The following is a 13,743-nucleotide window of genomic DNA, read 5'->3' as shown; positions in this document are numbered from 1 at the left end:
GAAAATGAATATTATAAAGAAATTAATCCTGATCGTACCGGCTTGCTTCATTGTAAGTTGCCACGCCGATCTAGATCAAGATCCTATAGATCCTGATAGTTTTACAGAAACTAACGTTTTTGCAGATGCTCAGGAAGCTAAAAGCGCCCTGGCTAAGCTTTATGCCAGTTTAGCGTTAACTGGTCAGCAAGGTCCTTCTGGACAAGCTGATATTACAGGAATAGACGAAGGTACTTCTCAGTATACGAGAATGTTATACAGTCTTAATGAATTAACCACAGATAATGCCGTAGTAGGATGGGGAGATCCCGGACTTCCTAACTTACATGCAATGAACTGGGGAGCTTCTAATGACTTCTCTACAGGTATGTATTACAGACTTGCTCAGGAAGTGTCATTTTGTAACTCCTTTATTACTAATGCACAAAGCTTTGGTGATGATCCAGAAGTTGCAGCTTATATAGCTGAAGCAAGGTTTCTAAGAGCTTTTGCCTATTATAACCTTATAGATATTTACGGTAACGTTCCTTTGGTTACACAGGTATCTACAGTTCCACCGGAGCAGGCTTCAAGAAAAGAGATCTTTGATTTTGTAGAGGCTGAGTTATTAGATATTCAGGCTAATCTTAAGGAGAGTGGTGCAAATGAATATGGTCGTGTAGATAAAGTAGCTTCATGGGCACTATTATCTAAATTATACCTGAATGCAGATTCATGGGTTAGTGAAGATAGATATTCAGATGCCGTGGAATTCTCAAAAATGGCGATCAATTCAACTTATTCTATTAATACTACAGATGCGAACGGAAATGGTTCTGCTTATGATGAATTATTCCTAGCCGATAATAATAGCAATGGTGCTCAAAGTGAATTCATTTTCACTGCTAATTTTGACGGAAATGAATCCAAAACCTTTGGAGGTACTACCTTCCTGGTACATGCTTCAATTGGAGGCTCTATGGAAGCCAGCGAGTTTGGTGTTAATGGTGGATGGGAAGGTTTAAGAGCTACAAAGGCTCTTGTAAATCAATTCGATTATGCTGTGACTCAGACTGACGATGATGGAAACCCTGTAGAATGGGAAGACTCAAGAGCTATGTTCTATACAGATGGACAAAGCTTAGAGATCAATACCATCGCAAATACATTTACAGATGGATACGCTGTCACCAAATTCAAGAATATCGATTCTGAAGGCAACCAGGGAAGTGATGGCGGTGGAGATTTCGTTGATACAGATCTACCTCTTATTCGCCTTGCTGAGATGTACCTTAACTACGCAGAAGCTGTAGTAAGAGGTGGTGCTGGTGGTGACCTTGCCACAGCAACAGGTTACATCAATGAGCTTAGAGAAAGAGCATTTGGTGATAATAGTGGGAACATTAACAGTTCAGATCTTACCCTGAATTTCATCCTTGATGAAAGAGCAAGAGAATTGTACTGGGAAGGTCAAAGAAGAACAGATTTGATACGTTATAATTTATTCACTACAGGAAGTTATTTATGGCCTTTTAAAGGTGGTACCCGTAGTGGAACAGCGGTTGAAGACTTCAGAACTTTATTCCCTTTACCAGGCAATCTTATTTCAGTAAATCCAAATCTAACTCAAAATACAGGTTATTAAAATATCTCATAAAATGAAAAAATTAAGTTTTTTATTATTCGCATTAATCGGGCTAATTGGCTTGAATTCATGTACCGAAGATGACTCATTCACTTTTGTGGCAAAACCAGATCCTGCTGGCCTGGCCTTTACCAGTGCTACTGCAGACAATTATGATTTAAAAGCATCTAATGGTGCCAGTCTTGCCGAAAGATTCGTTTGGAATCCTGTAGATTTCGATGTTCAAACTCCGGTGAACTATCAGCTTGCAGGTTCTGCAGATATGACTTTTGATTATTCAGACCCAATTTTTGGAGGAGAAGTTACAAATGCTGGAGTAACAGTTAGTGAAATGCTAAGTCTTGCTGCAGATGCTGGTTTGGATAATGATCCTGAAACAGATGCTCCAAACACTGGAACTATTAATTTCCAGGTGCGTGCATATGTTGGCGGTGATGGTGGTAATGTAGTAGAGCAATTCTCTGACGTGATCACTGTAAATGTTACTTTACCAGAGGCTGAGGACGAAGAACCAGAACTTCCTAAGATCTATGTTACCGGAAGCTTTCCAGAAGATAGTGGATATGCAGCAAACTGGAGTCCTGAAAATGGTATTCCTTTAGCAGCTGAAATGGGCAACACTAATTATGAAGGTTTCATCTACATGAATGTCGACCAGCCTATGTACAAATTCCTTCCAACTAATGAAGGTTGGGATGGGAATTATGGTGATGCTGGTGCAGCAGATGGTGATTATACAGAAATCCTGGCCGCACCGGGTGTAAATGCTGGAACTCCAGATGGAACTGGTGGCTATTATCTTGTAAAAGCAGATCCTGAAGCACTTACATATTCTCTTACTAAAACTAGCTGGGGAATAATTGGTAATGCTACTCCAACAGGTTGGGATAGCGATACAGATATGACTTATGATGCAGAAAATAAGATCTGGACATTAACTCTGGACCTAACTGCACAGGTTGCTCCAGATAACGGTATTAAATTCAGAGCTAATGACGCTTGGGATCTCAATATTGGTGATAGTGGAGCAGATGGGACTATGGAGTTCGGAGGAGAAAATATAGGTGTGCCAGAAGATGGTAATTATACTATTACTTTGGACCTAAGCAATCCTAGAATGTATACTTACACTCTTACTAAGAACTAAGAATTAGCTTATAAGAAAAGGGGGTATATTTTATATAGCCCCTTCTTTTTTTAAACATTATAATATGAAACAAAAATTACTTGTTTTTTGGTTATTCACTATCGGGTTTTTCCAAATGGTCGTGGGACAGCAACAAACAGCTTCTGTAGAAATAGATCCTGATCCTTTTGGAGAAAATGATACCGTAACCTTAACATTTTCAGATATAGATCTGGATCAATGGGGAGTGACCGATGCCTATTTATGGGCATGGAGTTACAATAATGCAGATGTACAACAAAATGCTCCAAATAATGGGAGCTGGGATAATTCTAATGAAGCGCACAAGCTTACAGCGGATGGTGAAAAATTAAGTATCACCTTTAAAGTCTCTGAATTTTTTGGTCGAACCGGCATTACAAGAATTGGCTTTTTAGTAAAGGCTAAAGATGGTAACGGTGACAAAAAAACTCAGGATTTTATAGTGGATGTGGGTACTTTCGAGCTAACCTTAAACAATCCGACTGCTAGTTTTACTTTATTAGAAAACGGAAATCCTTTATCGATCTCTGCAACTTCTAGCATCGATGCTCTTTTTGAATTATATGTAGGCGGTGAATTAGTTAACTCCACTTCTATTCTATCCAAGAATTACTCTTACTCTTTAAACTTATCAGATTATAGTGAGATAAGTTTAAAAGCAATAGACGGTGATGATTCACAGTCTGTGATCTTTTATGCCGCTGCTAAAGCAGACGTACCCGAAGTTTCCCTGCCGGCCGGATTAGAAGATGGGATCAATTTTGATCCATCTAATCCTACAGAGGCAACATTCGTATTATACGCTCCTAATAAGGAGGTTGTTCATTGGATTGGTTCTCTTACTAACTGGGAAATGTCTAATGACTATTTAATGAATTATGATTCGGCAAAAGATCGTTTCTGGATCACCTTAGATGGACTTACTGCCAATAGCGATATTCTTTACCAGTATAAAGTTGATTATTCAATCTCTATAGCAGATCCTTTTTCGCATTTGATCCTGGATCCATGGAATGATCAATATATAGAATCTGAAACTTATTCTGATATTCCTTCCTATCCTTCAGGTAAAACAACAAATGCAGTAACCTGGTTTCAAACAGATACTAGCACTTATACCTGGAATGACTCTTCTTTCGAAAAACCAGCTAAAGAAGACCTCGTAATCTATGAACTTCTTCTAAGAGATTTTGATGAAGATCATTCTTATAAGGCCCTTATAGACAGATTGGATTACCTGGAGAATTTAGGGATAAATGCTATTGAATTAATGCCGGTAAATGAATTTGACGGTAATGAAAGTTGGGGATATAACCCTTCTTTCCATATGGCCACAGATAAATATTACGGTTCCCCGGAAATGCTGAAGAAATTAATAGACGAAGCACATCAACGAGGAATCGCTGTAATAGCCGATATCGTATTCAATCATGCAACAGGACAGAATCCATATTTCAGATTATATAATGACTCAAATGGTGATACGAATGGGACGCCATCTGCAGACAATCCTTTTTTCAATCAATCTGCGAAACATTCATATTCTGTATTTTATGATTATAATCATCAATACCAGGGAACGCAGGATTACGTAAAAAGAATTGTTCAATATTGGATCGAAGAATTCAAATTTGATGGATTTCGCTGGGATCTTACAAAAGGATTTACCCAGAATTGCTCAGCAAGTGATGAAGGTTGTACTGGTTCCTACCAGGCAGACCGCGTTGCATTGTTAAAAGAATACGCCGATTATCAATGGGCGGTAGATGATGACTCTTATGTGATCTTTGAGCACCTTGGCGGAAATAACGAAGAGACCGAATGGGCAAATTACCGCCTTGATGAAGGGAAAGGTATTATGCTTTGGAGCAATCTTACCGGTTCCTACGGAGAAGCGATCATGGGATATCACGATGGTGGTAAATCTGATTTTGCCTGGGCATCTTATAAAAATCGTGGATGGGAAGAACCTAGAAACGTAGTTTATATGGAGAGTCATGATGAAGAACGTTTAATGTTCAAAGCATTAGAATATGGCAATTCCTCCGGTGACTATTCTGTAAAATCACTGCCTACGGCCTTAGACAGAATGAGCATGAATGCAGCCTTCTTTTTTACAATTCCAGGTCCTAAGATGATCTGGCAGTTTGGTGAACTTGGCTATGACTTTTCTATAGATTATAACGGAAGGGTGGGAAACAAACCTATTCGCTGGGATTATTTTGAAGATGCAGATCGCAAAGACCTATATAAAGATTATTCAAAATTGATCGCTTTAAGGAATTCTGAAGCCATCTTTGACACTGATGATTTCACTATAGATGCAGATAATACAAATGGAATTAAAACCATTCATCTTAACTATTCTTCAGCCGGATCTAACCAGATCTCAAAAATGCTTATTGTTGGAAATTTTGGTGTGACAACAAAATCTACTGAGGTAGAATTTCAGCAAACAGGAGACTGGTATGACCTCTTTAATAATAACAAAAAGAAGACGATCACTGCCAATACTACTACCCTTAGCCTTGCTCCGGGAGAATGGCATATTTATGCAGATCAGCCTTCGGCCCTGTTCCCAAACGATAATTTCCCTGATGCCGATGAAGATGGGGTTCCAGATGCAGAAGACAATTGTCCTGATACACCAATTGGTGATTCAGTAAATGTAGAAGGATGCACAGTTTTTAATCTTCCGGCAGATGCATTTAATGTTGAAGCTGTAGGTTCAAGTTGTAATGGACAGGATAACGGATCTATAAATGTAAATGCAACAATTCCAGATCATACTTATTCAGTATCTATTAATGGCGGGGATGCCATAGTATTGAATAATGAAAATGATCATGCTGGAAACTTTCAGAACCTGGCCACGGGAACTTATGAAATTTGCTTTACCGTAAATGGAGAAAGCGATTTTGAAAGATGTTATACGGTAACTATTACTGAACCGGATGATCTTTCTACCACTTCGGCCGTAAACCAATCAAGAAAGCAGATCACTTTAAAACTCGATGGAGCAGAAAGATATTATATAAGCCTTAATAATGAACATTTTGTAACCTCAGAATCTGAGATCACATTGAACCTGGAGAGTGGTTCGAACAAAATTCAGGTGAATACAGACCTTGATTGTCAGGGAAGTTATTTTGAAGAAATATTTGTTAGCGAGAAAGTTTCATTTTACCCGAATCCAACCAGGGGTTACCTGCAGGTATATGTAGCTGGGGATGACTCAGAAGTACTAGTTAAAATATTTGACGGAACCGGAAACCTTTTAAATCAAAAATCAAAATCGGTTGCAGCGAATAGGGTAATAGAACTAGATCTTAAAGGAAGAAGCTCAGGCCTTTATATCGTAAGAATGCAGGGCGCCACGGTAAATAAAACTATTAAAGTAATTAAAGAATAAGAGATGAAAAAGTTATTTACTTTATACATATCAGGACTCATACTGCTTACTTCCTGCGATAGCGGAAGTGATCCAACTCCAACTCCACAACCGGATATTGATGAACCCGGAATGGCCACTTTAAAGCTTCCGGAAAACAATAAAGAATGTGAACAGGGAGAAATTTCAGGCAATTCAGCCATGGTAGAATTTAGCTGGGAAGAAGCTTCAGAAACAGAAAGTTATGACCTAAAGATCACTAATTTAGATAATCAGACCACTTCAGTTAAAACAGCGCTCACTGCTACTTTTACAGATGTAAGTCTTGGAAGAGGACACCCATATTCGTGGCAGGTTATTTCCAGAAATAGCGGTTCAATTACAAACAGTTCTAATACCTGGAAGTTTTACCTGGCGGGAGACGGAGAATCCAATTTCGCTCCATTCCCGGTAAATGCACTATCACCAACTCCGGGAGCTACAGTTACGCCAGATAACGGTGAAGTATCTATTAGCTGGGAAGCGTCCCAGGATCCAGATGGAGAGGCCGTCACTTATACCCTATTTGCAGATAAGGTTGATGCAACACAGGAACCACCTGCAAATTGGAAAAATATAACCAGTACAAGCGTAAATGTTTCTGTAGAGGCGAATACTGTATATTACTGGAGAGTAGTAACCAGTGATGGCAGCAATACTTCCACCAGTAGCATTTATACATTTAAGACCACAAACTGATTATTAAAAACCTTTATCTCAGTAATTTATGATAAATAGATGTTAATATCGAAAATAATGAGAGTTTGAAGTTTGTACAATAACTTTCAAAAATTCACGAAAAGACGCTGTATGAGTGTAAAACCAAAGATTTATTATATATATTAGCGTCGGTTACGGCTAACAAATCATGCCGTATGTTCTTAATAAATGAATGTTACTCTGTTACTTTATAAGTGTAACTTAAAATATAACCCTACCTCCTTTTGAAAATGGAGTGGTGCCAATTTATATTCTGAATAGGAATAGAAAATTTGGACTATCAAGGATAAACGATTTTATTTTTGAATTTTCATAGGTGTTAATTCAAAGAAGGCCCTGCTATTAGCGGGGCCTCTTTTTTTTCTGAAATTCACAGAATATAATTTCCTATTAACCCTGAAATTTATCTAATTTCACTTGCGAACCCGAAAAACAATTCACATTGTAAGTATGTAACACAAATTCAAATAAGAAAATTATAATTTTCATTATTTGTCAACTTTCCATTGTTAGTAATTTTTTATAGTGCTGATAATCAATATATTAACAGTTTTTTCTTGATAACTTTTTCTAAACAAATTGTTAATTATCTCATTTCTTTGTTTAGTTTTATACCAGACTAAAACGAAATTCTAACCTAAAAATCTCATTTATATGCCTGTAGAAGAAAAACCAGTTGTTCCACAAACCTATACCCAGGATCAGGCTTATGATGCATCCTTGAAATATTTTAAAGGAGATGATCTTGCAGCCAGAGTTTGGGTAAATAAATATGCCCTTAAAGATTCTCAAGGGAATATTTACGAACTCACTCCAGACGATATGCACAGACGCATCGCCGGGGAAATTGCAAGAGTTGAAAAGAAATATCCGAACCCGATGAGTGAGGATGAAGTTTTTGACCTTATCAAAAATTTTAAATATATCGTACCACAGGGAAGCCCTATGGCAGGAATAGGAAATCCTTATCAGGTTGGTTCATTATCTAACTGTTTCGTAATTGGAAATGATGGAAATTCAGATTCTTATGGAGGCATCATGAAGATAGACCAGGAGCAGGTACAGTTAATGAAACGTCGTGGTGGTGTTGGTCATGACCTTTCACATATAAGACCTAAGAGTTCTGCAGTAAATAATTCTGCTTTAACCTCTACCGGAATTGTTCCTTTTATGGAGCGCTATTCAAACTCTACGAGAGAGGTTGCTCAGGACGGGAGACGTGGAGCACTTATGCTTTCGGTTTCTATTAACCACCCGGATGCTGAAGACTTCATCGATGCTAAAATGGAACAAGGGAAAGTTACAGGCGCCAATGTCTCGGTTAGAATTGATGATGAATTCATGAATGCCGTTAAGAATAACGGTTCATATACTCAAAAATATCCGGTCTTTAGTAAAGAACCTAAATTCCAGAAAGATATAGAAGCTGATAAGCTTTGGAAAAAGATCGTACATAATGCATGGAAATCTGCAGAGCCAGGAATACTTTTCTGGGATACTGTAATTAATGAGTCGGTTCCAGATTGTTATGCAGATCTTGGTTATAAAACGGTTTCTACTAACCCCTGCGGTGAGATCCCGTTATGTCCTTATGATTCATGTCGTCTTCTGGCTATCAATCTTTACTCTTATGTTGAAGATCCATTTACAGATAAAGCTCAATTCAATTTTGAACTTTTCAAAAAACATATTGGAGCGGCACAAAGAATCATGGACGATATTATTGATCTTGAACTTGAAAAGATAGACAATATATTAGCTAAGATCGATGCCGATCCTGAAAATGAGGAGATCAAAGCTGTAGAGAAAAATCTTTGGCTGAATATTCGTCAGAAAGCCTATGAAGGTCGTAGAACCGGAATTGGTATTACTGCTGAAGGTGATATGCTTGCCGGACTTGGAATTAGATACGGAAGCAAGGAAGGAATAGACTTTTCCGTAGACATTCATAAGACTATCGCTCTTGCGGCTTACAGAGCTTCTGTAGATACAGCGAAAGAAAGAGGTGCTTTTTCAATATTTGAATCAGATAGAGAAAAAGACAATCCGTTTATCCTGAGACTTAAGGAAGCTGATGAAAAGCTTTATTATGATATGCTGGAATACGGTAGGAGAAACATTGCACTTCTTACTATAGCTCCAACAGGAACAACTAGTTTGATGACCCAGACAACTTCTGGGATCGAGCCTGTTTTCCTTCCGGTATATAAAAGAAGAAGAAAAGTAAATCCTAATGATAAGAATGCTCGAGTAGACTTCGTTGATGAAGTTGGAGATTCCTGGGAAGAATATGTGGTTTTCCACCACCGTTTCAAAGAATGGATGAGAGCTAAAGGTCATGATACCGATAAGAATTACTCTCAGGAAGAACTTGACAAACTGGTAAAACTTTCTCCTTATTATCAGGCGACATCAAACGATGTGGATTGGTTGAGTAAAGTGAAGATGCAGGGAGCAGTTCAAAAATGGATAGATCATTCTATTAGTGTAACTATCAACCTTCCAAACGATGTTGATGAAGAGCTGGTAGGGAAACTATATCTAGAGGCCTGGGAAGCTGGCTGTAAAGGTGTAACGGTTTATCGTGATGGTTCGCGTTCTGGAGTCCTTATCTCTAATGAAGAGAAAAAGGAGGAAGAAGCTGAAACTACTGGCGGGAACTTCCCACTTAAAAGACCAGAAGTACTAACTGCAGATGTAGTTCGTTTCCAGAATAATAAAGATAAATGGATCGCATTTATTGGTCTTGTAGATGGACGTCCTTATGAGATCTTTACCGGTTTTGCCGATGATGAAGAAGGAATCCTGATCCCTAGATGGGTCAACGAAGGCTATATCATCAAGGCCAGAAATGAAGACGGAACTTCAAGATATGATTTCCAGTATGAGAACAAACGTGGTTATAAAACTACTATTGAAGGACTTTCGCATAAGTTTAACCCAGAATTCTGGAACTATGCAAAACTAATTTCGAGTACGCTTCGTCACGGAATGTCTATAGACAACGTGGTAGATCTCATCAATAGTCTGCAGCTGGATAGTGAATCTATCAACACCTGGAAAAATGGTGTAGTAAGAGCACTTAAGCGCTTTATAGCGGATGGTACTGTAGCTAAAAAGGAAAAATGTACAAATTGTAATTCCTCAAATCTGATTTACCAGGAAGGATGCTTAACCTGTAAGGACTGTGGTTCCTCTAAATGTGGTTAATTTTCTGTTATAACTGAAAAAAAGGTCTCGCTTATTAGTGAGACCTTTTTTTTTATTTCAGTTTTGTAATTGGATATTATTCCAATCTTACCTCTCTTATTCCTACGGAAAGTGGCTTCTGAAGATTTTCCTGTTCCATCCCGGGACCAATGGAAAACTGAATGGCCTCTATATCTTCTATTTTGAATTCACCCGAATAAGAATGATCAAAATAATAAGGCAGGAATCCAGGATATGGTCTTGGCAGCGTTACCGTTTTAACCGGTTCCAGGTCTTCAAGATCGATCTCTATCTCCTGTATTTCGTTGGTTAGTTCGATAGTCTTCCCAAAAGAAGCTCCGTTATTCATTAGCAGGGCTACCTGGATTTTTCCTGTTTTATCATGGAGAGTGCTTGCTTTTATTACAATTCTATTCCTCCCATTCAGGTTGCGACTCGCAATTTTCTTCTGAAAATTATATCGGAAAGAATAATCATAAATAGGCTTTGCTTCTGTATTCTCAACATCTTCTTTGAACAAACTATCTATCCCTACCTGGAATTCTGCTTCATTTTCATGTACCGGAACCAGGTTGTTCTTAGGAGACCAACCAATTACCAAATTATTCGAATCTGTCGCCGGATTGAAAAGGGTAATTGGAGAAGCTTCTTTTAAGATCCTGGTCTGGTATTTCGCTTCAGAATAAAAATCCCAGTTTGAGGGGCTTCCTTCTACTCCACCAGGAAAGGTAACCGAACCATCATCTGTAGAAACAATTATTCTATAGCTCAAAAAACCATTTTTGATCAAGCTTTCCGGAATTTCAGCTGAATAATCATAATTGTTCTTCGCAGTCAATTCTACCGAATTGTATGTACTTCCATTCTGGAACCAGGCCTCTACTTTTTCAATTTCTCTATCTGAAACTACAATAGCTTCAATATTCAATCTGCTGTTGGCTGTGATTGTTTTAGATGGCTCATGGATCAAATAAGTCCTGTCTACAGTAGACTCTTGGGCTTCAAAAGATCTAAGGTCGAAATTCCAGTTATTCTCAAAATCGTTGATCTTAAAATTGGCATTTACAGATTGAACTAAATAGGTGCCGGGTGAGATACCAAATGCTCTTCCGTTAACTTCAAATTCTTTCATATTCCCCTCGTTCAATCCCGAAATTTTAAAGTTTTTGCCTAGATCTGCTAAATCTATCTCCATAGAATTCTCTTTCCAGCTGATCACTGAAACTGTCTTTTCCAGGCTATTACTACCGAAAGGGTTGTTGATCAATATTGGATCTGGCATCACTTCCAGTCTCCATACTCCATCTTTTAGTTTATCCAGAAAATATGCTCCTTTGCCCTCATAGTTCACAAGCTCAGAATTTCCATGTCCGGCAACTTTCTTCAGTTCCAAAGAACTTTTTGGCTGAATTGTATTCGTATTCGTATAAATAAAAGTATCCCCTGAATTATAAGTTGCCACATCACCCTCATAGCTGATCTTAAAATCACCAAATTCGAGGTTTTCTGGATAAGTACCAAGCTCCTCACGCATGGGAACTTCATGAAAAATTTCTGAAGCGATCATTAAAGCCAGGGCCTTATGAGGAGTATAGTTCAGGTTCATAAAGTGTGTATTATACTCTGTATTAGCATAGGCCAGAAAAGTAGGGTCGTACGCAAAATGTGTCGCGAGTTGAATACCCGCCTCACGAAAACTCCTGGCTATAGCTGGATACATATAAGATTTATTAACGTCTGCCGCGTCAAATTCATAAACCAGTTTGGCTTTATTGTTCTTCTTAATCACATCATTAAAAGGAATATGATAATCATTTACATTTGGCAGAAGATTCCCTTCCAGTTCTTTCTGAAACCCGAGACCAGTTGGATACCACTGGAAAGTTCCCCCGTCAATATCTGAAGTAAAATAAGTTTCAGCCAGCTGCACGCTATGACTTACGTTGTAAAAAATTGGCTTTTCAGTGCCGGTCTTACGCATTGCCGCCACCATTTTATTGATGAAATCTTTAACCTCCTCCGGTTCTCCGCGGTGGTGAGGTTCATTACTAATTTCAAAAGCAATGAGATTGGGTTCGTCTTTATAGGCAACTCCGGTATAAGGGTTCACATGATCAAGAAATTGCTCCAGGTAATTCTGCTGAGCTTTGATAGCTTCAGGATCGGTTAAACTGTTCTCTTTCCCGTATTTATTTGAAAAGCCAGGAGTATCTTCGTCCGGTTCCGGCCAGCCATTTCCCCAATATGCAATTGGCGTTATCACAAAATTGATATCTCGTTTTTTAAGTTCATTTAGCAAATAATCAAATGTTTCCAGCTTATCGTTTTCCAGTAAATTCCCTTTTTCATCACTTATTTCGGTATCCCAGACATGTAAACGGTACAGGTCAAAACCTAACCTGGTAAAATGATAAACATCTTTGTCTATTTCAGACTTTATATCTAATCCCTTCTTCTCTGCAGATCTATAGGCATGTGCAAATGGCGCAGAATAATTTACTCCGAAACCATGAACTTCCTCATTGGTCCCACCCCAGCGCATCACACCGTCTTCGTCTACAAATACATCCTTCCGGGTAGTATTTTGTCCAATTACTACCGAGTTTATTAGAATTAAGCCCATAAAAAGCAGGCTAAAATTTAGTTTTAGATTCATATTCAATAAAAAGATTGTAATTAAATATCACAGATTTGAATCCCTTCTCTTAATGCAGCTAACTTATCATCATAAGTAGGAATAAATTCCTGGGCTACAAATCCGTCGAAGCCGGTTTCGTAGATCGCTTTCATGATCGCAGGATAATTTAGTTCCTGAGAATCATTTATTTCATTTCTTCCAGGATTGCCTCCGGTATGATAATGGCTGATATATTCGTGATTTTCTCTGATCGTTCTTATCACATCTCCTTCCATGATCTGCATATGGTAGATATCATAAAGAAGTTTGAAGTTAGGCTTATTAAGAGCCTGGGCAAGTTCTATCCCCCATTTGGTATGGTCGCACATATAATCTACATGGTCTACTTTGCTATTGAGTAACTCCATTACCAGATTTACATTCAATCCAGCTGCATAATCTAAAAGCGGAGTAAGACCGGTAACGCAATTTTGGATGCCTGTTTCTCCGTCCATTCCTCTTCGGTTGCCTGAAAAACAGATCACATTTTGAATATTATGTTCCGAAGCCTTTTTAATTAGTGCTTTATAGGCCGACTGTAATTTCTTATGATTAGCGGGATCGTTGAATCCATCGGTAATACTGGCAAAATCATCTGTGGCCATGGAACATACCAATCCTTCTTTCTCCACGGTATCCCATTCTGAAGGTTTTAAAAGATCTATGGCCTGAATGCCCATTCCAACGCATGCCCTGGCAAATTTCTGAAGCGGAATATCCTGATAACACCATCTGCAAACAGAATGATTGATCTTACCTGAATACTGAAAATCAGTTTTAGCTTCTACAGGTTTTAAGCTAGATGCAAATACACCTGGTATTCCGCTAAAACTTAATAATCCGGCACCAAGTCCCAGATTCTTAAGTAATTTTCGTCTGTTGATCTTCTCAGCCATCGAGTTAATTTTTCTAAA

General features: G+C 38.3%; 7 protein-coding genes. 5 read left to right on the top strand and 2 right to left on the bottom strand.

The genetic code is table 11. From position 1 onward, the window contains the following. The first annotated feature begins 4 nt into the window (after window positions 1–4). From G530_RS0108130 to G530_RS0108110, 5 genes are all read left to right on the top strand, one after another. On the top strand, window positions 5–1,624 hold the full coding sequence (locus G530_RS0108130; protein WP_026934058.1) for a RagB/SusD family nutrient uptake outer membrane protein: 1,620 nt from the start codon (window positions 5–7) through the stop codon (window positions 1,622–1,624). Between the two features lie 13 nt (window positions 1,625–1,637). Next, window positions 1,638–2,771 carry a SusE domain-containing protein gene (locus tag G530_RS0108125; protein WP_026934057.1) on the top strand — a complete coding sequence of 378 codons (1,134 nt, stop codon included), beginning with the start codon at window positions 1,638–1,640 and terminating at the stop codon, window positions 2,769–2,771. A gap of 64 nt (window positions 2,772–2,835) precedes the next feature. Then, complete coding sequence (locus G530_RS16670; protein WP_035716021.1) at window positions 2,836–6,204, top strand: alpha-amylase family glycosyl hydrolase; 3,369 nt, start codon at window positions 2,836–2,838, stop codon at window positions 6,202–6,204. Between the two features lie 3 nt (window positions 6,205–6,207). Beyond that, the gene (locus G530_RS0108115; RefSeq protein ID WP_026934056.1) at window positions 6,208–6,921 is read left to right on the top strand and encodes a hypothetical protein; all 714 of its coding nucleotides are present in this window, start codon (window positions 6,208–6,210) and stop codon (window positions 6,919–6,921) included. Window positions 6,922–7,596: 675 nt separating this feature from the next. After that, window positions 7,597–10,152: an adenosylcobalamin-dependent ribonucleoside-diphosphate reductase gene (locus tag G530_RS0108110; RefSeq protein WP_026934055.1), complete on the top strand. Its 2,556-nt coding sequence runs from the start codon at window positions 7,597–7,599 to the stop codon at window positions 10,150–10,152. A 76-nt stretch (window positions 10,153–10,228) separates the two neighbouring features. Here the strand turns inward: G530_RS0108110 and G530_RS0108105 are convergent, their stop codons facing one another. After that, entirely contained in the window at window positions 10,229–12,808 is a 2,580-nt protein-coding gene (locus tag G530_RS0108105) for a cellulase family glycosylhydrolase (RefSeq protein WP_026934054.1), read from the bottom strand. 20 nt (window positions 12,809–12,828) lie between these two features. Further along, on the bottom strand, window positions 12,829–13,725 hold the full coding sequence (locus tag G530_RS0108100) for a hydroxypyruvate isomerase family protein (protein ID WP_026934053.1): 897 nt from the start codon (window positions 13,723–13,725) through the stop codon (window positions 12,829–12,831). Window positions 13,726–13,743 lie beyond the last annotated feature (18 nt).

The sequence above is a fragment of the Christiangramia echinicola DSM 19838 genome (genome assembly GCF_000423065.1).
Lineage (GTDB): Bacteria > Bacteroidota > Bacteroidia > Flavobacteriales > Flavobacteriaceae > Christiangramia > Christiangramia echinicola.
This window is presented reverse-complemented; position numbering and strand designations above follow the sequence as displayed.

Bases quoted from the DNA above. Each gene is read 5' to 3' on its own strand.
- G530_RS0108110 (WP_026934055.1), top strand. From the start codon at position 7,597: ATGCCTGTAGAAGAAAAACCAGTTGTTCCACAAACCTATACCCAGGAT.
- G530_RS16670 (WP_035716021.1), top strand. From the start codon at position 2,836: ATGAAACAAAAATTACTTGTTTTTTGGTTATTCACTATCGGGTTTTTC.
- G530_RS0108125 (WP_026934057.1), top strand. From the start codon at position 1,638: ATGAAAAAATTAAGTTTTTTATTATTCGCATTAATCGGGCTAATTGGC.
- G530_RS0108130 (WP_026934058.1), top strand. From the start codon at position 5: ATGAATATTATAAAGAAATTAATCCTGATCGTACCGGCTTGCTTCATT.
- G530_RS0108100 (WP_026934053.1), bottom strand. From the start codon at position 13,725: ATGGCTGAGAAGATCAACAGACGAAAATTACTTAAGAATCTGGGACTT.
- G530_RS0108115 (WP_026934056.1), top strand. From the start codon at position 6,208: ATGAAAAAGTTATTTACTTTATACATATCAGGACTCATACTGCTTACT.
- G530_RS0108105 (WP_026934054.1), bottom strand. From the start codon at position 12,808: ATGAATCTAAAACTAAATTTTAGCCTGCTTTTTATGGGCTTAATTCTA.